A 22,202-nucleotide genomic window follows, 5' to 3' on the forward strand; every position below is an offset into this window, starting at 1 on the left:
GAATTTTTCTCTTATTGCGCCTGAAAAAACATCAATTCCAAATTTGATTTAGGAGTTGACTCTCACTCAATATCGCGTAATCTCTATTTAGACGTCTAAACGTATAGAAGTACAAATGAATGCATATAATCGAATAACGAAAATAATCATTAAATAATGAATTTCTTGAGGCGAGGTCACAGGGTATGAGTTTCTTTCACGCAAATCAGCGCGAGGCGTTGAACCAAAATTTAGCTGAATTAGATGGGCAGATTAATGTCTCATTTGAATTTTTCCCACCTCGCTCAGCAGAAATGGAGCAAACATTGTGGAAGTCTATCGATAGGCTCAAGGTCTTAAAACCGAATTTTGTCTCTGTCACCTACGGCGCTAACTCCGGTGAGCGAGATAGAACCCATAGCATCATTAAAGATATCAAAGACAAAACAGGATTAGTAGCCGCGCCGCACTTAACCTGCATCGATGCCAGCCCTGATGAACTAAAAACCATCGCACGCGATTACTGGAACAACGGTATTCGCCATATTGTGGCACTACGAGGAGACCTTCCTGATAACAGCCGCAAGCCCGACATGTATGCTGAGCACTTGGTTGAATTACTGAAAACTGAAGCCGACTTTGACATTTCCGTCGCCGCTTACCCCGAAGTGCACCCTGAAGCTAAAAGTGCTCAGGCAGACTTAATCAATTTGAAGAAAAAGATTGAAGCCGGAGCCAACCGTGCCATTACCCAATTTTTCTTCGATGTTGAAAGCTACCTACGTTTTCGTGACCGCTGCGTAGCAACAGGTATTGATGTGGAAATCGTACCGGGAATTTTGCCAGTCTCTAACTTTCGCCAGCTAGAACGTTTTGCCAAAATCACCAATGTGCGCATCCCAAGTTGGATGAATAGAATGTACGAAGGCTTAGATGATGACCCTGAAAGTCGTAATCTTGTTGGTGCGTCAATTGCCATGGACATGGTGAAAATTTTAAGTCGTGAAGGCGTAAAAGATTTCCATTTTTACACCTTAAACCGCTCTGAATTGACTTACGCTATTTGCCACACATTAGGCGTTAGACCAAAATAATTGGGTGTTAGGTTGAAGTAACCACTTCATTCCTATCACTTATCGGGTTAATTCATTTATCGTGAATTAGCCCAGTTATATTCCCCTCCCTCTATTCTATTTATCGCCATTCTCTATAATTCCATTTTCCATAGTTAATGAAGGCTAAAACCAATCATTATTGGACTAGATATTAAAGTTATGGAATAAATAATCCCTTAAATATGCCCAAATAGAATTAAAATGCAGAAAATATTTAATTAAAAACCTGGAATTAGATCAATCCAAAACAAATAGTCGTTTAGTGATGTGCTGATTAATATCATTAAAAACCACATAAAACGCTATTTTATCCTTATTCACGATTATTTACCTGATAATGAAAATATTATTTTTCAATAGCTTACAAAACCAAAGAAACCACATATCCCATTGATGCAACTCATTTTTTCACATTGAATGACGTAGTGAAAACCCAGATTAACAATGTTGATAAATTGTTATACCTGATTAACTTCGAATTTAAATCATATTTACCATAAAAACAAATAATCAAAACAACCGCTATTAAAATAAGACTTTCGTTTAAAGAACTTTATTCTAATTTATTTTTATGCTTATATGAAAATATAAGATTATTGATCATTCCTAGTAATAACATCTCAATTATTGAGGAGATTCGTTGTATGAATAATAAATCAGTATCTTCAAAATATAGTGAATTAGATGATATTTATGCTTCATTTGATTTATCCCAATCCTTACCGAAAACGAAATTCCCAATCAAAGAAAGCGACCCGAGAAATGTATTTAGCGCAGTTCGTGATGAGCTAATGCTAGATGGTAATTCCCGACAAAACTTAGCGACATTTTGCCAAACATGGGTCGATGACGAAATTCGCAGTTTGATGGATCTCTCTATCGACAAAAACATGATTGATAAAGACGAATATCCGCAAACCGCTGAAATTGAAAACCGCTGCGTGCATATGCTCGCTGACTTATGGAACTCTCCTGACGCACTCAATACATTAGGCTGCTCAACGATTGGCTCTTCAGAAGCCGCAATGTTAGGGGGACTGGCGTTAAAATGGCAATGGCGTAAAAAACAAGCTGCCAAAGGAAAACCCACCGATAAACCGAACTTAATCTGTGGTCCTGTCCAAATTTGTTGGCATAAATTTGCCCGTTATTTTGATGTCGAACTGCGTGAAATTCCACTTGAAGGCGACCGCCTGATCATGAGCCCTGAAGAAGTGATCAAACGCGTTGATGAAAATACTATCGGTGTCGTTCCAACTCTAGGCGTAACGTTCACTTGCCAATATGAGCCAGTGAAAGCTGTTCATGATGCATTGGATAAACTGCAAAAAGAAACGGGCTTAGATATTCCTATTCACGTAGATGGCGCAAGTGGTGGTTTCCTCGCACCTTTCTGCGCGCCTACCCTGGAATGGGATTTCCGTTTACCTCGTGTTAAATCCATCAACGCATCTGGACACAAATTTGGTTTAGCGCCATTAGGTGCCGGTTGGGTAATTTGGCGTGAAGCGAAAGACCTCCCAGAAGAGCTAATTTTCAATGTGAACTACCTTGGCGGTAACATGCCAACCTTCGCATTAAACTTCTCTCGTCCAGGTGGACAAATCATTGCACAGTATTACAACTTCCTGCGTCTTGGTCGCGAAGGCTACGCTAAAATTCATAATGCTTGCTATGCCACCGCGCAATACCTTGCCCGTGAAATTGAAAAACTAGGTCCATTTGAGATGATCTTTGATGGCGATAGTGCCAAAGGTATCCCAGCGCTGGCATGGAAATTAAAAGACGGAGCGAAAACCAGTAACTACTCTTTATATGATATTGCAGACAAACTACGTAGTCGCGGCTGGCAAGTTCCCGCTTACTCAATGCCTGCAAACCGCGAAGATCTGGTGATCCAACGTATTTTAGTCCGTCATGGTGTCAGCCTAGACCTCGCCTCACTGCTCATCGAAGATTTCAAACGCACCCTCGAATATTTCGAGAAACACCCTGTCAGTAAACCACTTTCTGAAGAAGAAAGCGGCGGTTTCAATCACAGCTAATCCTTAGTCGTTTATCCAGTCGGCGTATTCATTTATGCGCCGACTGACTTCGTAAAACATATGACAGGAGAATAGGCATGGCGACGTCAACAACAGCTCCAGCCGCAAAACAACTCACCTTGTTAGGTTTTTTTGCGATCACCGCGTCTATGGTGATGGCGGTCTATGAATATCCGACATTCGCCACATCGGGTTTCAGTTTAGTCTTCTTTTTACTCTTAGGGGGATTGCTATGGTTCATCCCCGTAGCCTTATGTGCTGCCGAAATGGCCACCGTTGAAGGTTGGGAAGAAGGAGGGATTTTCGCGTGGGTTTCCAACACATTGGGAGAGCGTTGGGGATTTGCGGCGATTTCATTTGGTTATCTACAAATTGCGATAGGTTTTATTCCGATGCTGTACTTTGTACTCGGCGCCCTATCCTACATATTAAATTGGCCAGAACTCAATACTGATCCCATCACCAAAACCATCGGCGCTCTGGTGATTTTATGGGTTCTCGCCTTTACCCAATTTGGTGGAACAAAATATACAGCAAGTATCGCAAAAGTCGGTTTCTTTGCTGGGATTTTATTACCGGCTCTCATTCTCGTTGGGCTAGCGATTAGCTACTTGGCAAGCGGTGCGCCTTTAGCTATCGAGATGAGCACAAAAACCTTTATTCCTGACTTCACTCAAATCGGCACATTAGTGGTCTTTGTCGCCTTTATTCTCAGCTACATGGGTGTTGAAGCCTCAGCAACCCACGTCAACGAAATGAAAAACCCCGGTCGAGATTATCCTGCGGCAATGTTTTTACTAATGATTGCGGCGATTTGCTTAAGCTCTATTGGCGGTTTATCGGTTGCTGCCGTTATCCCTAACAGCGAAATCAACCTATCTGCAGGTGTGGTACAAACCTTTGAGGTTCTCGTTACCCACTTTAATTCCACTTTAGAGTGGGCAGTACGGATTATTGCCGCGTTGCTATTACTCGGCGTATTAGCGGAAATTGCCTCTTGGATTGTGGGACCTTCCCGTGGGATGTATGTCGCTGCACAAAAAGGAATTCTGCCGAAAAGCTTTGCCAAAGTGAATAAAAATGGCGTGCCAGTCACGTTAGTGATTTCCCAATTACTGATCACCACGGTGGCGATTATTGTCCTCACTAACACGGGTGGTGGCGGGAATATGTCCTTCCTGATAGCGCTGGCATTAACCGTTGTTATTTATCTGTGTAGCTACTTTATGCTGTTCCTCGGTTATATGCATTTAGTCTGCAAACAATCTGATAAAAAACGGGCATTCAACGTTCCGGGTGGTAAAAGCTTTAAATTGTTAATCGCGTTTGTTGGGTTAGTGATCTCAATTCTGGCATTTGTGGTGTCATTTTTCCCGCCAAGTTCATTGCCGGGCGGGGCAGATGATACGACTTACGTGACGCTGCTCGCGGTCAGTTTTGTGATTATCTTCCTGCTGCCTTTTGTGATTTATGCATTCCACAATAAAGCCGGAAAATCCACCAACGTCTCCATGGTGCATATCAAAACTCACAATGCTCCAACGAACCATTTCTTTATCCATCCACGGGCGCGTTCGCCTTATCATCTGATTCATAATGATCAGAATAAAAAATAACGTTCGACCATAAACAAAAAAGGCTGCCAATTGGCAGCCTTTTACTTATCACTAATATATAAATAACGTAATCAAGTACTAGCCGGTATTACGCATTCCCGCCGCAACACCTGCAATGGTCACCATCAACGCTTGCTCCACACGTGGGTCTGGATGCTCTTGCTGACGAGAGCGATGCAATAGCTCAGCCTGCAATACGTTCAGTGGGTCGGTATAGACATTACGTAGCGCGATGGACTCGGCTATCCACGGTAAATCCGCCATCAAGGCTTCATCTTTAGAGACCGCTAAAACACTCTTAATATCTTCAGATAACTGGTCACGCAGCTTTTGTCCCAGTGGCCATAAACGTTTCTCAACGAGGCAATGGTCATAATATTCTGCCAGCCATAAATCGGCTTTCGCGTACACCATTTCCAGCATCGCAATACGGGTTTTGAAGAATGTCCACTCTTGCCACATTTCATCCAGTACCGCTTGCTTGCCCTCTTTTTCGATAACATGTTTCAGCGCCGCACCTGCCCCTAACCACGCTGGTAACATCAAGCGGTTTTGTGTCCACGCAAAAATCCAAGGGATAGCGCGAAGGGTTTCAACGCCCCCAGTAGGACGACGTTTTGCAGGGCGAGAACCTAATGGTAATTTACCCAACTCTAACTCTGGGGTCGCCGCACGGAAATACGGGACAAAGTCAGGCTGTTCACGCACATAATCGCGATACATCGCGCAAGATACGTCAGACAACGAATTCATTACTGCCTTCCACTCTTCTTTTGGCTCTGGCGGTGGCAGTAAGTTAGCTTCGAGGATAGCGCTCGCGTACATGGCTAAGCTGCTAATGGTCACTTGCGGGAGACCAAACTTAAAGCGGATCATTTCGCCTTGTTCCGTCACACGCAACCCGCCTTTTAAACTTCCCGGTGGTTGGGAAAGTAATGCAGAGTGCGCTGGCGCACCGCCACGACCAATGGTGCCGCCACGACCGTGGAACAGAGTCAGTTTCACGCCTTCTTTATCGCACAACTTAATCAGGGCATCTTGTGCACGATACTGCGCCCATGACGCTGCCATCACACCCGCATCTTTTGCAGAGTCGGAGTAACCAATCATCACCATTTGGCGATCATCAATCAGCTCACGATACCACTCAATGCTAAGCAACTTAGTCATCACGCTTTCGGCGTTATTTAAGTCTTCCAGAGTTTCGAATAGTGGCGCAACCGGCAATTTAATGGAGGCACCCGCTTCTTTTAGCAGGAGTTTGACCGCTAAAACGTCGGATGGCACTTTCGCCATCGAAATCACGTAAGCGGCGATAGAGTCATTCTTCGCTTTAGCGATAACGCGGCAAGTTTCGAATACTTCTTGCGTTTCTGCTGTCGGTTGCCAATCTTGTGGGATCAGCGGACGGCGCGATTGCAGCTCAGTCAGTAAGAAATCTTGCTTCTCTTGTTCTGACCAATTGCCATAGTTACCCAGCCCCAAATATTCTGTCAGCTCAGACAGTGCTTCGGTATGACGAGTGCTCTCTTGGCGCACATCGATACGCACCAATTGCAGACCAAAGCTACGAATACGGCGCAGCGTATCTAACAGTGAGCCATTAGCAATAATGCTCATATTGCAAGCAACGAGCGATTGATAGCAGGTATACAGCGGATCCCAAAGTTGCGCGTTATCCGTCAATAAATCCGCTGGTGGCAGAACTTGCTCACCTTTCACTCGGCGCTCTAAATAATCCAATGTAGAAAACAGTTGGCTACGCAGATTTTTGGCAATTTGGCGATAAGGCTCATCCACATCATCGCCGCCTGCGAGTGCACGCAGTTCTGGCGTCGCTTCCGTCATAGAAAGCTCTGACACCAAGACTTGAATATCTTTCAAAAATAAATCGGCAGCTTTCCAACGGCTTAATAGCAGAACATGGCGAGTCACTTCCGCGGTCACATTCGGATTACCATCACGGTCGCCCCCCATCCATGACGTAAAGCGGATTGGGTTTGCTTCGACAGGTAATTCAGCCCCAATGGACTCTTCAAGCTGTTCATTGAATTCCCGTAAAAATGCCGGAACGCCTTCCCATAACGAGTTTTCAACAACCGCAAAGCCCCATTTGGCTTCATCGATTGGCGTTGGGCGAATTTTACGAATTTCATCGGTATGCCAAGATTGCGCCACCAATTGACGTAAGCGACGCATAATATTGTTGCGTTCGTAATCCGCTAAATCATCATGGTCGAGCTGGGATAAACAGGTGTTCACCTCAACCAGTTTGTGAATTAAGGTGCGGCGGGCGATTTCGGTTGGATGGGCAGTCAGTACCAGCTCAATAGAGAGCTCTTCAACGGCTTTTTGAATATCACCGTGGCTAAAATCATGCTCTTTTAAACGCCCAAATAATTTCTGTAGGGCAACAGGGTTACTCGCCGCTTCACCGTGGGGAGAAATACTGTGGTATTGCTCTGCCACGTTGGTTAAGTTTAAGAATTGGTTGAATGCCCTCGCAACGGGTAATAGCTCATCGTTGGTGAGCGTTTGCAAGGTCATTAATAATTTTTGGCGCTGAACTTCATTACCTGCGCGGGAGGATTTGGATAGCTTACGAATAGATTCGACTTTATCGAGGATATCTTCACCAAGAGCGTCTTTGATGGTATCACCGAGTAGCTTACCCAACATACTGACATTACTGCGCATTGCGGAATATTGCTGATTCATGGGACTCCTGATCTTGTGCTGTTGGCAGGATGCCACCCCGCTTCTCGTGAACGGTTAACAAACTGCGCTGGATTTCCTGTAATAAAATTTCAGTCGGCTAGAATTATGTTTTGTGATGCAGACCGCGAATTTCACCCTGTACCCTATATTCATAACAGAAAAAAAGCGCTTTGGGTGATTTTTCTGAAATTTAATTACAGCACCATTTTTATTAATTTTTCTTATTTAAGTATTGCGTCAGCGCAATCTATCGTCGATTCAGCACTTTTAAGTCATGAATCTTATTTAAGAATAAAATAGGAATGGGAAAATTTGAGAAATGAAGAGAACGCACGAGTTTATCTAACCCGTGCGTTACTGATTTTATAAAAGCTGAGAGAGTCGATTCAGGTCAGATTGGATAGCGCCGGCGGTCACATCGCGACCCGCACCGGGTCCACGGATCACCAATGGGTTATCACGGTACCAACGGCTTTCAATGGCAAAAACGTTATCCCCCGGCAATAAAGAGGCTAACGGGTGCTCAGGTTTAACCGCCTCGACACCCACTTTTGCTTTACCTTTCACCGCATCAAACCGCGCCACGTAACGTAGCACTAACCCCAGCTCCTTCGCGGCTTCTAAGCGCTGCTGCATCTGCTCGTTAATCACGGCGCTATTTTCAAAGAATTCATCCAGTGAGCCTGTTTCCGCTTGCGCTGGTACTAACGATTCCACGCGCACATCATCCGGTTCGATATCATAACCTGCTTCTCGCGCCAGAATAATGAGCTTGCGCATCACATCTTGCCCAGATAAATCGATGCGCGGATCCGGTTCCGTTAATCCTTGCTGCCAAGCTTGCTCGACAAGCTCACTGAAAGGCACTGAGCCATCAAACTGCAAGAATAGCCACGATAATGTGCCAGAGAAGATCCCGCTGATCGCCAGAATCGCGTCACCGCTTTCTTTGAGATCGCGCACTGCGTAGTTGATCGGCAACCCTGCACCAACGGTCGCATTATAGAGCCAATGACGCCCCGTTTTGGCGAATGCATCACGAATGTCACGATACTGCTGAGTCGGCGCAGCCCCTGCGAGTTTGTTTGCACTGATAACGTGGAAACCATAGCTGGCAAAGTCCACATAACTATTGGCAAGCTCGCCGCTGGCGGTAACATCCAACACAATCAGGTCATCATAAGGGTGCGCTCTCATCCATAAAAACAGATTGTCGTCCTGATGCTCGACCGCTTCATCATCAAAGAAAGCTAATGCACGGCTTGGGTCAATACCTTGGTAATTCAATAAACTGCGGCGACTATCCACGACACCCGCCAAAACAAAGTCAAAGTCACTGCGAGCAGAAATATTTTGCTGTTCGACCGAAAACAGCTCTAACCAACGGGCGCCAATATTGCCTTTGCCAAATAATACTAAGCCGATGCGCTTCTCGGCGCGGAATAAGCTTTGGTGCATTCCTTGAATGATATGCTCAGTTTGATTAGTACGCAGTACCGCGACTAAGCTAATGCCATCTTCTGAGTGCCAGATAAACTCAACAGGCTGCCCTTTGAGTTCTTCATAAAAACGGTGGCTATGCAGCGGTTTTTTACACACACCAGCGCCAACCAGAGCCACCAGTGAAAAACCTTCACGTAATGAAAGAGACCCAGGCAATGCCGCTTCTTCCAACACATTCAACGCGCTTTCCACCACTTCCGAGGTGTAGCACAGCTGTAAGATAGCGCGATCATGATGAATACCCCGCGCCAATGGGCGAAGTTGTACGCGTTTTAATAATAAATCCACATCCTTGCAGATTTGGTTAAAGTCGCGCCCTGCGGAAATTCGCAGCTCAATTAAGCACACATCGTTGTGGCTGGTGACAATTTTTGCCCCCGTCCCCGAGGCTAATACACGCTCAATTTTGGTGGAGCCTTGCTCCGGCTGGTAGCTACAGCGCAGTTGCAAATCAATATTGCTGACGGAAACAGGCTGCAAAGTACGCGTATGTAAGACAGGTGCGGCAAGGCGAGCCAATTCACTCGCTTCATCTAAACGCAATAACGGCAATAGACATGCATCTTTCACCTTGCGAGGATCCGCACTATATACCCCTGCCACATCACTCCAAATGGTGACTTTGCCGACATCCGCTAATGCCCCTACTTGGGTAGCCGAATAGTCACTGCCATTACGTCCTAACAGGACGGTTTCACCTTTTTGATTACGGGAGATAAAGCCCGTAACTACAAGGCGGCGCTGGGGATGCTGTACCAATAATTGCTGTAAGAGATGGCGGGATTGAACCTCATCCACCTGTGGCTGCGCTGCTCTTTCTGCGCGTAAAAATGTACGTGCATCTAGCCAAGCGCTTGCCATATCAAACTGTTCAAGCACGGCGGACATTAAACGTGCAGACCAAATTTCACCATGCCCCACGACTTCTGCGTAGGTAGCATCATTGATAGGTTTATCCAGTAGCCCACTGAGTCGTTCTAAATCCGCAACAAATAGCTGATTGAGTTCATTAGCCTGCTCTTCAGGCAGTAAACCACTAATCAAATCTTGCTGGTAGCGGCGTAGCGCTTGCTGCACTTGATGGGCAGAAATACGGTCACTTTGGCTTAATTTAAGCCAACTTATCAGCTGGTTTGTGGTACTCCCTGCCGCAGAAACAACCATTAAATCGCCGGGTTGGCTGTAGTTCGCCATAATGGTGGCGACACGCTGATAACATTTCACATCAGCTAAGCTACTTCCCCCAAACTTGTGTAACTGTCGGTGACAAGGGATCACCTCAAATGCTGTTATTGCACTCATCAAAAACTCCGCTAACGTTATGACGCAACCTTAAATGCGTGGCTTAAATCTGCGATAAGATCCTGACTATCTTCAAGACCGACTGAAATGCGCAATAAACTATCAGTAATACCTGCTGCGGCTCGCGCTTCAGGAGACATGCCAGCATGGGTCATGGTCGCCGTATGGGAAATCAAGGTTTCTACACCACCGAGAGATTCCGCTAATGTAAACAAGCTCAGCGCCTGTAAAAACTGACGAAGTTGCGCTTCATCGCCTGCAAATTCAAAACTTAACATTGCGCCAAAGCCAGATTGTTGCGCGGCGGCAATGTGATGTCCCGGATGATCACTCAAGGCAGGATAATATATTTTCTTCACCAGCGGCTGAGTTTTAAGATATTTTACGATTTCACCCGCATTATGCTGCTGCTGTTTTATGCGAGGCAACAATGTTCTCATACCTCTGAGTAGCAGATAACTGTCAAATGCACCGCCAGTGACACCGATATTATTCGCCCACCATGCTAATTCTAGAGCCCATTTCTCTTCTTTTGCAATCACCGCACCCGCAATAATATCTGAATGACCATTGAGATATTTTGTACAAGAATGTACAACAAAATCAGCACCTAACGCTAATGGTTGCTGTAATGCAGGGCTTAAAAATGTGTTATCCACCACCACCAAAGCCCCTGCTTGATGTGCAAGCGTCGAAATATGTTGGATATCGTAAATTCTCAGTAACGGATTACTTGGGGTTTCAATGAGTACCAGTTTGGGTTTTCTCGCTAATGCCGCTTGCAACGCAGATTCGTCACTTTGATCAACAAATTCAACCTGATAAGCCCCTTTTTGGCTCAAGCTATTAAATAAACGGTAGCTGCCGCCATAACAATCGTGAGGGGCAACGAGTAAGTCACCCGGCTGTAATAATACCGTGCATAATAGATGGAGAGCCGACATCCCGCTGTTAGTCATCACGGCACCACTTCCCCCTTCTAGCTGTGCCAGTGTTCGCTGCACAATATCTCGCCCAGGATTACCACGACGGGAGTAGTCATGGGTTCTTGGCTCATTGAAATCTGTAAAATTGTAAGTGCTAGATAAATAGATGGGAGGAACAACGCAACCAAATTGCGAGTCTTCATTGAGTCCATTATGTATCGCGATAGTGGATGCTTTGTATGTCATGAGTGTCTCTCCAAGTATGGGATAGCTCAAATCATACTCAAAGCAAATTTAGCCGTCAACATGTCTGGACGTCTAAACCTCTTTACGTTTATAACAACTAATGGAATAATCAGCCATAATAATTATGTGCCAATGGATAGTTAGACCACCTTACCGGCATATAAAAAGACTTAATTTATTGATTTTAATACGCATTAAATAATAACTTAAGCCCTTTATTCTTAACCCGTATGCTGAGTGTATCTTGAAAAAAATTCATATTCAGGATCTGAAAACTAACACTCGTATATTACTTTTATTATCAATGAATATATCCAAGGTATCTCATGGCTGAATGGAACGGTGAATATGTCAGTCCGTATGCTGAACATGGCAAAAAAAGCGAGCAAGTCAAAAAAATTACAGTATCGATTCCTTTAAAAGTACTGAAAATTTTAACTGATGAACGTACTCGTCGTCAGATCAATAACTTGCGCCACGCGACTAACAGTGAATTACTGTGCGAAGCCTTTTTGCATGCGTTTACTGGTCAACCGCTGCCGGATGATGATGATTTGCGTAAAGAACGCAATGATGAGATCCCTGAAGCAGCAAAAGAGATCATGCGCGAACTGGGTATTGACCCAGAAACTTGGGAATATTAATCCCTCCGCGTCTTTCTTTAACACTCGACTTACTGATGTGGGTCGAGTGTGACTTATCTTAGCAGCCTATTTCACCTAAATAACACTCTTACCCGCTGATCCCCCATCATTTATTTTCATTATCTTCATGCTGTTAAGCAATTTCATTTGTTGCCGATAACCAATGTACGCGTTTTGCCATGGATTAATCTCAAGAACAAGCCATCCGTCAAATAAAGCGCGATTTTTCTTTCCTCTAAAGACTATTTTTACAGCTAAATGCTTAATTATATTAAAAAACAATAAAGCCTGCTGTATATCAAGTTTTATAGGGATCCTGCATAGATAAATTTAATAGTTATCTATACTCATATTGCGTGATTCGAATACATAGCTAAATGGAATTTATAATGAAAAAAATTATTGCCGTATCTCTACTCAGTTTGGTGTCTAGTGCTGCCTTTGCAGGGGCAGAAAGCCTGTATGTCTCAGGTAAAATCGGGGCTTCAATTGTCCAAGTTTCAAATCAAAAATGGCTCACTAGCGATAACGAATTTGAAAAAACCAATCTCGGAAATACCAATGATTCTGTTTTCGGTGGCAACATTGCCGTCGGTTACGATTTTTCTAAAACCACCACGTTACCTCTGCGTACCGAACTTGAATTTGGGATGAGAGAAAAAGCGTCCACAAGCCATAACTTGGCGTCCTACAACGACCACGTCGATTTAAGTAGCTCGGATGATGTCAAAACCGATATCACCTTAAATACGGTAATGCTCAATACCTATTATGATTTCAAAAATGACACCAAATTTACCCCTTACGTGAGCGTCGGGTTAGGTATGGCAAGCATTAACCACAAAATGCGCTACGACTACAATGAACATATTGTTAGCATGAACCAATTCACTCATGAAAAATTCACCAAATCTAAAACCACCACGAACTTTGCGTGGAGCGTCGGTTTAGGTTCGCAATACCGAGTGAATAATCACGTTTCATTGGATATGGGATACCGCTTCTTAGATGCTGGAAAATCTGAAGCGAGTTACTACGCTGATAGCCAAGAAAACACCTCAAAAGTGAAAGTCAGAAGCCATGACATTATGTTTGGTGTAACTTACCGTTTCTAAGGATTTTCAGTTGGCACCTTAATACATATCCTTGAGGTGCTAACCTACTTATTTCAGCTATTGAATCCAAATATTACAATTATGATAAGTATTTATTTCTTATGAATTATGTCTTTCAGAATTTAATTCTGAGAAATATTCATTTTATTCTCTCTTTTTAGCGCAATCCCTCGAAGTTTCTTACACTGACTATAACCTCGCCTGCATCACTTATACTCCAGTAAGGTTTCCATCCGAAATCATTCACTGGTGCTTAATTATGAAAAATTTACTTTTGGCTTCAAGTTGCTTGTTGTTTGCTAATTTAGCAATAGCATCCAGTAATAACGGGGTATATATATCCAGTAAAATTGGTGTATCAGTCCTGAATATATATGATTCTAAATTCGAATACAGTAATGAAAAAAAATCTGATTTCAGAACCCTAAAATTTAATGATAAAAGTCACCCTGCTTTTGGTAATTTTATCGGTATTGGCTATGATTTTTATGACCAATTTGCAGTGCCTGTACGCACTGAGGTAGAAGTGGGTATGCGAGGAAAAGTTAGCGATACTCATAACCTTAATGCACTTTCTGGTTCAGCCAGTAATTCAGGCTCTTCAGATATGAAAAACGAAGCAACGCTAACGACCGTCATGTTAAATAGCTACTATGATATGAAAAATCAAACCGCATTCACGCCCTATATTTCTTTTGGGCTCGGATTAGCAAGTACACGGTATGAAAATACACAACGGTCAGAATTCGAAATTTTTGGTTTTAAACAAAGTTCGAATCAATCAAAGTCGGATAGAATCAATAAGCTAGCATGGAGTTTAGGGCTGGGTAGCCGATATGCTTTCAGTGATAACCTCTCATTTGACTTGGGCTATCGATTTACCGAAGCGGGTAAATACAAAATATCCATGGCAAATGCCCTCGATAAAAACGCGACGGAAACATCCACCATCAATCTCGCCAGTCATGACTTTATGTTCGGGGTCGCCTACCGTTTCTGATGCTCTTATATTCATCAGGCACTTTAATTATTGTTAAGGTGCCACCCACAAACCAAATAGATATTAAGAGTGGCCATGCAATTTATGCTGATTATATACGTTATCAACCATAAAAATAAAAGCTAGGTCTCTACTTGAAACAATTAACTGGTGCTTAGTCATGAGTAATTTATTTTTAACCTTGAGTTGCTTGTTGTTTGCTAATTTAGCAATAGCATCCGGTAATAACAGTGTTTACCTATCAGGTAAAATTGGCATCTCAGTTATTAATACTTTTGATGCTAGTCTACAAACAAAAGGCCCCACTGAGAGCTCATTCACTACGCAAAAATTTGATGATCAAAGTCAGTCCGTTTTTAGCAATCAGATTGCTGTCGGCTATAATTTTTATCCGCAATTTTTAGTGCCAATTCGTAGTGAATTAGAGTTGAGTATGAGGGGAAAATCCAAAGCTAGTTATAACGTAGAAAAGGTCTCATCACCAACAGAAGGGTCCGCTTCAGTCAATATGGAAAACAATGCCACCCTCGCAACACTCATGTTTAATACCTATTACGATATGAAAAATGATACTCCGTTTACACCCTACATCGCTCTAGGGCTTGGTTTAGCAAGTACCAAATACCAAAAAATGATCCACGTTACTGTAAACCACCCGCAAGGATTTTGGGAAGCTTCCGACTCTCGGTCAAAAAGATTAAATAACTTTGCGTGGAGTTTAGGTATTGGTAGCCAATATGCTCTAAATGATAATTTATCCTTTGATCTTGGCTATCGTTTTTTAGATGCGGGAAAATATCAGATATCAACATCGAATACGTTTAATCACGGTTCTGCGGATAGTTCATCCATAAAACTCAGAAGCCACGATCTTATGTTCGGGGTCGCCTACCGTTTTTAATACACCTAATTCAGTGAATTTTAGGCAATAAAAAACCTGTTCAATTGAACAGGTTTTCTTACTGAATACGTTAAATCAACTTCAACGTGACAGGTTTTATTACTTTTTAGCACCTGGGATGCTGAAACGCTGGTTGAAGCGATCAACACGACCACCGGTAGCAACATCACGTTGTTTACCAGTATAGAACGGATGGCAGTTACCACAAACGTCCAGGTTCAGAGAGTGACCAGCTGTTGAGTTAATTTTCATTACGTTGCCGCAAGAACAAGTTGCAGTAACTTCTTCGTATTTAGGGTGAATACCTTTTTTCATGGGAGAACCTCTAATAAGGCCGTGTCGCCATTCCAGCCCTAACGCCGGACACCACACGTCGTGTTGATTAAATTTAGTTTATTGGCAAAACAAAATTAATTGATACCAAAGGCGGCGGATCATACAGAAAATCTGTTTATCACGCAATGAAAATAGCATGATTTTTGTGGTACTCTAACAGGATACCCTCATCTTTTTGTACAAAAAACAGACGGAAATCCAGCTATGATCGTCGTTCAGGTGGCGTTACCTGTTCCTTTAAATCGCACATTTGATTATCTCTTGGGTGCAAATATGCCAGTCCCCGTCATCGGTGGGCGGGTCATGGTACCTTTTGGCAAACGCCAAGCCCTTGGTGTGGTTGTCAATCTGAGCGATAAAAGCGAGTTTCCCGAAGACCAACTCAAAGCCGTGGAGCTGGTATTAGATTCAAAAACCCTGTTCCCCGACGATCTCTGGCAGCTGCTGCTATGGTCATCTCAATATTATCATTACCCAATTGGCGAAGTATTATTTCACGCGATGCCGACCCTACTACGCCAAGGGAAACCTGCTGAATTTACGCCGATCTGGCAATGGCAAGTGACTGAAGAAGGCCAAGCGGCGGATCTGAATGAGCTAAAACGATCCCCAAAACAGCAGCAAGCATTAGCGCTCTTACGCCGCCGTCCGGTTTATCGCCATCAAGTTAGTGAGCTTGAAATCAGTGAAAGCGCCCTGCAAGCATTAAAGAAAAAACAGTATGCCGAGTTGCACCCTGTTCAACCGGTTGCGGAAAAATGGCAATCACAGTTTGCCGTGAGTGGAGAACGTTTACGGCTCAATAGCGAACAAGCCACTGCTGTAGGCGCAATTCGCGCAGAAGATGATAATTTTTCGCCGTGGTTACTGGCGGGGATCACCGGATCGGGAAAAACCGAAGTCTACCTGAGTGTGTTAGAAAATATTCTGGCGCAAGGAAAACAGGCTTTGGTATTGGTCCCCGAAATTGGCTTAACGCCACAAACCATTAATCGCTTCCGTGAACGCTTTAATGTGCCTGTCGATGTATTGCACTCTGCGCTCAATGACAGTGAACGCTTAGCGGTTTGGTTACGGGCAAAGCAAGGCTCTAACGGCATTATCATCGGGACTCGCTCTGCCTTGTTCACGCCATTTGCTCGTCTTGGCATTATTATTATCGATGAAGAGCATGACAGTTCGTATAAACAGCAAGATGGCTGGCGCTACCATGCCCGTGATTTGGCGGTTTTCCGTGCAAAAAAAGAAAATATCCCAATTATCATGGGAACTGCGACGCCATCACTCGAAACACTGAGCAATGTTCAACAGAATAAATATCGTCAATTAAATCTCACTATCCGTGCAGGAAACGCCCGTCCCGCTGAGCAGCATTTGATTGATTTAAAAGGGCAGCCACTTAAATTTGGACTATCCCATTTACTGATCCAACATATTAAAAATCACCTCGCACAAAATAATCAGGTGATTTTATTTTTAAACCGACGAGGTTATTCACCTGCACTGATCTGCCATGAATGTGGTTGGATAGCGGAATGCCAGCGTTGCGATCATTACTATACTTTGCACCAAAATTTTCATCAGTTACGCTGCCACCACTGTGATAGCCAACGCCCTGTTCCGCGCCAATGCCCGCAATGTGGGTCGACGCACTTAGTGCCTGTCGGGATGGGAACCGAGCAGCTAGAAGAAGGGATTTCCGAGCTATTTCCTGATGTGCCCGTCACCCGCATTGACCGCGACACCACTAGCCGCAAAGGGGAACTGGAGCAACATTTGAACGCAGTCCATGAAGGTGGTGCGCGAATTTTGATTGGCACACAAATGTTGGCGAAAGGACACCACTTCCCTGATGTGACGCTCGTGGCATTGCTGGATGTAGACGGCGCCTTATTTTCTAGCGATTTCAGAGCCGCCGAACGTTTCGCACAATTATATGTGCAGGTCTCAGGACGAGCAGGGCGAGCAGGCAAGCAAGGAGAAGTATTCTTACAAACTCACCACCCAGAACACCCTCTTCTGCTCACCTTACTAGAAAGTGGCTATAACGCCTTTTCCGCAGAAGCCCTTGAAGAGCGCCGAGTGGCAATGCTCCCTCCGTTCACTAGCCATATTTTGATCCGCTCTGAAGATCATAATAATCAGGATTCACGGCAATTTTTACAGAATGTTCGCCAATATATTAGCCAACACCCACAAAGTGACTCACGCTTATGGATTTTAGGTCCTGCACCGTCTATTCAAGCCAAACGAGGCGGACGTTTTCGCTGGCAGCTTTTATTGCAACATCCATCACGCGCCTATCTGCAACAGTTTATGGCGCAATTATTACCTGAGTTACTAAAACAACCGGAAAGCCGCAAGGTAAAATGGAATGTTGATGTGGACCCTACGGATGGTTAACAGCACTAATTTACCTGAAAAATAGGTACTGTAACTAACTGACAACAATAACTAAACCGTCATTTTTTGCCATAAATACATGGATTAAGAATTTGGATTAAGTGGATATCACTATAACTATTTTCAAAATTTGCGAGGCAGCTCTAAAAAATGATGCAAGTCACACTTTTTATGCAAACTAGGTAACAGATATTATTGTGAAACTCTTTAGAATGTCTTTTAATTAACAAAATGACGTGTTCGCGCCATTCAAAAAAAAGCAATCGATTAACTAGACAAAGGAAGGCGTTGTGGAAAGTAAAAAGCACAATAATACGGCGACCATGAAAGATGTCGCGAACGCAGCTGGCGTATCAACAGCCACCGTTTCTCGGACATTGATGAACCCTGAAAAAGTCTCCCTGCAAACACGCCAAAAAGTTGAGCAAGCTGTCTTAGATGTTGGCTATTATCCTCATAACCTTGCCCGCAGCTATAAACGCAATGAATCCAAAACTATTCTCGCGATCGTCCCAGACATTAGCGATCCATTCTTCAGCGATGTGATCTGCGGTATTGAAGAAGTGGCTGCTCACGAAGGTTACTTTGTGCTGATTGGTGACTGTAAACATCAACAGAAACAAGAAAATGCCTTTATCAACCTGATCATTACCAAACAGATTGATGGCATGGTTCTGTTGGGCTCTAACTTACCGTTTGATGTCTCAACCGAAGAACAAAAAAATCTACCGCCAATTGTGATGGCTAACGAATTCGCGCCAGAGTTAAAACTCCCAACGGTGCATATTGATAACCTCACCGCGGCCTTCAATGCTACCCATTACCTGCTAAAACAAGGTCATAAACGTATTGCTTGTATCGCAGGACCTGAAGAGATGCCACATAGCCAATACCGCTTAGAAGGGTATAAAAAAGCCATGTTACGCACCGGAGAAGGGCTAAGAGAGAGCTATATTGTACGTGGGGATTTCTCTCATGAAAGCGGCGCTGAAGCATTAAAAACATTACTTTCTTTACCAGAGCCACCGACTGCCGTTTTCTGCCATACTGATATCATGGCATTCGGTGCCATGTGGCAAGCGAAGAAAATGGGTCTGAACATTCCCGACGATATCTCTTTTGTCGGCTTTGATAACCTTGAGCAAGCCAAATATACATTACCCGCACTGACGACCATCAATCACCCCCGCAGGGAAATTGGTCGCCATGCGATGCTATTATTGCTAGAACAGCTACACGGAAATAGTGTCACCGCAGGTTCTCGTCTCCTAGATTCTGATTTAATCGTTAGAGAGAGTACAAAAGCGCCTAAATGCTAGGCAAAATCGTTAAGGTTAAGTAACATATGACCTAAATAACGATTAACAACTGACAACTAGTGAATTAATAGCGTGGCACAAAAAGATTATGTAGCTCGAGGACGGTCGTCCGCTCGTAAAAAAGGCAAAGGCAAATCGAAGAAGGCCCAAGGGCTACCGCTAACCACATTAATTGTGGCGGTCGCTATTGTGGTGTTATTCGTTGGTGGGCTATTTTTTATTACTCATAATAAAAAAGAAGCGCCTCAAACTGCACTCCCCACTCAAGCTGCAAAACCGGGTAGCACGCTGCCACCTAAACCTGAAGAACCTTGGCGCTATAAAAGGGAACTGGAAGAACCTTGGCAAGATTACACTTCGCCATCGCAACCTAGCACAAATAGCGGCAATATTCGTCAGTCTGATCTCACTACCGAACAGCGCCAATTGTTAGAACAAATGGATTCTGATCGTCGTCAACCTGTGACCAACCTGCAAGAAGTGCCATTTAATGGTAAGCCGGTACCGCGCTCACAAGTGGTGATCAATGAACCAGCTAAGCCCGTTGAAACTCCGACTCAACGCAAACCGTCGATTATCGAGCAAAAACCGGAAACACGTCCAGTTGCGCCAGTTCAGCAAGCTCAGCCTGTCACAAAACCGGAAGTGAAATCTGAACCTAAACCTGAGACAGCGCCTGTGAATAAAATGCAGAATATGCTCGTGCAATGCGGTTCATTTAAAACAGCAGAACAGGCTGAGTCAGTACGTGCCACTCTCGCATTTGCAGGTATCGAAAGTCGCGTCACCGCAGGTGGTGGCTGGCATCGCATCGTATTAGGCCCATATTCTAAGTCCACCGCTGAAAACATGCGTGACCGTGCAGCAGGCGTTGGTGTGAGTGGTTGTATTCTTCGTGCTTCTGGGGGTTGAAAAATCCCCGCCGCCCCCCCATCTACTGTTTTAACGTACTCGTAAGCAGTTATTTTTGAGATCAATCTCTTTCAAGTGATAGTGAATAGACCACTATCACTTGAAATTTATCTATCAAAAAATGAAATCAACTGCATTCTTTTTGTAATACAACCAGGGGCTAACTCATGACAACAATCGTAAGTGTTCGCCGTAATGGCCAAGTTGTAATCGGTGGTGATGGACAGGCGACGATGGGTAATACCGTCATGAAAGGCAATGTCCGCAAAGTACGCCGTTTATATAACGACAAAGTCATTGCAGGATTTGCCGGTGGCACCGCAGACGCATTCACACTCTTTGAACTGTTCGAGCGCAAACTTGAACTCCATCAAGGACATCTCACTAAAGCGGCGGTGGAATTAGCCAAAGATTGGCGTACCGACCGCATGCTGCGCAAATTAGAAGCACTGCTTGCCGTCGCTGATGAACACACTTCGTTAATTATTACGGGTAATGGCGACGTCGTTCAGCCTGAAAATGACCTGATTGCGATTGGCTCTGGTGGCCCATATGCACAATCAGCAGCACGCGCCCTTCTCGAAAATACAGACTTAAGCGCTCGCGAAATCGCGGAAAAAGCCCTCGCGATAGCGGGAGATATCTGTATTTACACCAACCATAATGTCAACTTTGAAGAAATTTCTTCAAAATCATAAGGATTGCTAGCATGTCCGAAATGACTCCACGCGAAATTGTCAGCGAACTCGACAACCATATTATTGGTCAACATAAAGCTAAACGTTCTGTTGCTATCGCCCTGCGTAACCGCTGGCGCCGTATGCAGTTAAATGAGCATTTACGCCATGAAGTGACTCCCAAAAACATTCTGATGATTGGTCCTACCGGGGTAGGTAAAACCGAAATCGCACGCCGTTTAGCCAAACTGGCAAATGCGCCATTCATCAAGGTTGAAGCCACTAAGTTCACGGAAGTGGGCTATGTAGGTAAAGAAGTTGACTCTATCATCCGCGATCTTACCGATTCTGCGGTAAAAATGGTGCGTTTACAGTCTATCGAGAAAAACCGTTATCGTGCCGAAGAAATGGCAGAAGAACGTATTCTTGATGTATTGATCCCGCCAGCAAAAAATAACTGGGGACAAGCAGAACCTGTTGATGAGCAATCACCAGCACGCCAAGCATTCCGTAAGAAATTACGTGAAGGTCAGTTAGACGATAAAGAAATTGAAATTGAAGTTTCCGCAGCACCAATGGGCGTTGAAATCATGGCTCCTCCAGGCATGGAAGAAATGACCAACCAGTTACAATCTATGTTCCAAAACTTAGCAGGTCAAAAACAGAAGCCTCGTAAGATGAAAATCAAAGAAGCTTTTAAACTGCTGGTGGAAGAAGAAGCGGCAAAACTGGTTAATCCTGAAGAGCTGAAAGAACAAGCCATTGAAGCGGTTGAACAAAACGGTATCGTGTTTATTGATGAGTTCGATAAAATTTGTAAACGCGGTGGTCAAAGTTCAGGTCCAGATGTGTCCCGTGAAGGGGTTCAGCGTGACCTATTACCATTAATCGAAGGCTGCACCATCTCAACCAAACACGGTATGGTGAAAACTGACCACATCCTGTTTATCGCATCTGGGGCATTCCAAGTCTCTAGCCCATCTGATTTGATTCCGGAACTGCAAGGTCGTCTGCCAATTCGTGTTGAACTTCAGGCGCTGACCACTGAAGATTTCGAGCGCATCTTAACTGAGCCTAATGCTTCTTTGACTGAACAGTACAAAGCGTTGATGGCAACAGAAGGTGTTAGCGTTGAATTCACCGCAGATGGTATTCGTAAAATTGCAGAATCTGCATGGCAAGTGAATGAATCAACCGAGAATATCGGTGCGCGTCGTTTACATACAGTGCTAGAACGTCTGATGGAAGATATATCTTTCGACGCCAGCGAGCGCGACGGACAAAGTATCACAATCGATGCTGAGTATGTCCGCCAGCACTTAGACGAACTGGTAGCAGACGAAGACCTGAGTAGATTTATTTTATAATCTTATTAATTATCAGGTTTTCATGTATCCTTAATGGATGTTAGCTAAAGTGCAGCAATCTTGCTGCACTTTTGACAT

General features: G+C 44.1%; 16 protein-coding genes. 12 read left to right on the top strand and 4 right to left on the bottom strand.

Annotation, left to right across the window (positions count from 1 at the left end; translation table 11 throughout):
* Positions 1 to 185 precede the first annotated feature (185 nt).
* The 3 genes from metF to gadC all read left to right on the top strand — a co-directional run bounded on the left by metF (position 186) and on the right by gadC (position 4,755).
* Positions 186 to 1,073, top strand: a complete 888-nt coding sequence (gene metF / locus HFU86_RS00090; protein ID WP_036950884.1) for a methylenetetrahydrofolate reductase — start codon at positions 186 to 188, stop codon at positions 1,071 to 1,073.
* A gap of 665 nt (positions 1,074 to 1,738) precedes the next feature.
* Complete coding sequence (locus HFU86_RS00095) at positions 1,739 to 3,139, top strand: glutamate decarboxylase (RefSeq protein WP_132497062.1); 1,401 nt, start codon at positions 1,739 to 1,741, stop codon at positions 3,137 to 3,139.
* Between the two features lie 77 nt (positions 3,140 to 3,216).
* On the top strand, positions 3,217 to 4,755 hold the full coding sequence (gene gadC / locus HFU86_RS00100; protein WP_132497061.1) for a glutamate:gamma-aminobutyrate antiporter: 1,539 nt from the start codon (positions 3,217 to 3,219) through the stop codon (positions 4,753 to 4,755).
* Positions 4,756 to 4,833: 78 nt separating this feature from the next.
* Here gadC and ppc read toward each other — a convergent pair whose 3' ends face one another.
* From ppc to metB, 3 genes are all read right to left on the bottom strand, one after another.
* Positions 4,834 to 7,473, bottom strand: coding sequence for a phosphoenolpyruvate carboxylase (gene ppc, locus HFU86_RS00105; protein ID WP_187128468.1), 2,640 nt, complete (start codon positions 7,471 to 7,473; stop codon positions 4,834 to 4,836).
* Positions 7,474 to 7,836: 363 nt separating this feature from the next.
* Positions 7,837 to 10,278, bottom strand: a complete 2,442-nt coding sequence (locus tag HFU86_RS00110; RefSeq protein WP_132497059.1) for a bifunctional aspartate kinase/homoserine dehydrogenase II — start codon at positions 10,276 to 10,278, stop codon at positions 7,837 to 7,839.
* Positions 10,279 to 10,295: 17 nt separating this feature from the next.
* Complete coding sequence (gene metB / locus HFU86_RS00115; protein WP_132497058.1) at positions 10,296 to 11,450, bottom strand: cystathionine gamma-synthase; 1,155 nt, start codon at positions 11,448 to 11,450, stop codon at positions 10,296 to 10,298.
* A gap of 326 nt (positions 11,451 to 11,776) precedes the next feature.
* Between metB and metJ the strand changes: the two genes are divergently transcribed.
* The 4 genes from metJ to HFU86_RS00135 all read left to right on the top strand — a co-directional run bounded on the left by metJ (position 11,777) and on the right by HFU86_RS00135 (position 15,110).
* On the top strand, positions 11,777 to 12,094 hold the full coding sequence (gene metJ / locus HFU86_RS00120; protein ID WP_036950870.1) for a met regulon transcriptional regulator MetJ: 318 nt from the start codon (positions 11,777 to 11,779) through the stop codon (positions 12,092 to 12,094).
* A 389-nt stretch (positions 12,095 to 12,483) separates the two neighbouring features.
* Positions 12,484 to 13,209: an outer membrane protein gene (locus tag HFU86_RS00125; RefSeq protein WP_132497057.1), complete on the top strand. Its 726-nt coding sequence runs from the start codon at positions 12,484 to 12,486 to the stop codon at positions 13,207 to 13,209.
* 259 nt (positions 13,210 to 13,468) lie between these two features.
* Entirely contained in the window at positions 13,469 to 14,209 is a 741-nt protein-coding gene (locus HFU86_RS00130) for an outer membrane protein (protein WP_132497056.1), read from the top strand.
* 160 nt (positions 14,210 to 14,369) lie between these two features.
* The gene (locus HFU86_RS00135) at positions 14,370 to 15,110 is read left to right on the top strand and encodes an outer membrane protein (protein WP_187128469.1); all 741 of its coding nucleotides are present in this window, start codon (positions 14,370 to 14,372) and stop codon (positions 15,108 to 15,110) included.
* A 99-nt stretch (positions 15,111 to 15,209) separates the two neighbouring features.
* On the opposite strand, the gene rpmE is transcribed toward HFU86_RS00135, so the two are convergent.
* Entirely contained in the window at positions 15,210 to 15,425 is a 216-nt protein-coding gene (gene rpmE / locus HFU86_RS00140; RefSeq protein ID WP_036950864.1) for a 50S ribosomal protein L31, read from the bottom strand.
* Positions 15,426 to 15,650: 225 nt separating this feature from the next.
* Between rpmE and priA the strand changes: the two genes are divergently transcribed.
* From priA to hslU, 5 genes are all read left to right on the top strand, one after another.
* Positions 15,651 to 17,849, top strand: coding sequence for a primosomal protein N' (gene priA / locus HFU86_RS00145; protein ID WP_187128470.1), 2,199 nt, complete (start codon positions 15,651 to 15,653; stop codon positions 17,847 to 17,849).
* A 290-nt stretch (positions 17,850 to 18,139) separates the two neighbouring features.
* Positions 18,140 to 19,168, top strand: coding sequence for a DNA-binding transcriptional regulator CytR (gene cytR / locus HFU86_RS00150; RefSeq protein WP_036950860.1), 1,029 nt, complete (start codon positions 18,140 to 18,142; stop codon positions 19,166 to 19,168).
* Between the two features lie 72 nt (positions 19,169 to 19,240).
* Positions 19,241 to 20,080, top strand: a complete 840-nt coding sequence (gene ftsN, locus HFU86_RS00155) for a cell division protein FtsN (protein WP_187128471.1) — start codon at positions 19,241 to 19,243, stop codon at positions 20,078 to 20,080.
* A 167-nt stretch (positions 20,081 to 20,247) separates the two neighbouring features.
* Positions 20,248 to 20,778 carry an ATP-dependent protease subunit HslV gene (hslV, locus tag HFU86_RS00160; RefSeq protein WP_006660514.1) on the top strand — a complete coding sequence of 177 codons (531 nt, stop codon included), beginning with the start codon at positions 20,248 to 20,250 and terminating at the stop codon, positions 20,776 to 20,778.
* 11 nt (positions 20,779 to 20,789) lie between these two features.
* Positions 20,790 to 22,124, top strand: a complete 1,335-nt coding sequence (hslU, locus tag HFU86_RS00165; protein WP_108479178.1) for an HslU--HslV peptidase ATPase subunit — start codon at positions 20,790 to 20,792, stop codon at positions 22,122 to 22,124.
* Positions 22,125 to 22,202 lie beyond the last annotated feature (78 nt).

Origin of the sequence: Providencia sp. JUb39 (genome assembly GCF_012272845.1) — a bacterium.
GTDB classification, from domain to species: Bacteria; Pseudomonadota; Gammaproteobacteria; order Enterobacterales; family Enterobacteriaceae; genus Providencia; species Providencia lanzhouensis.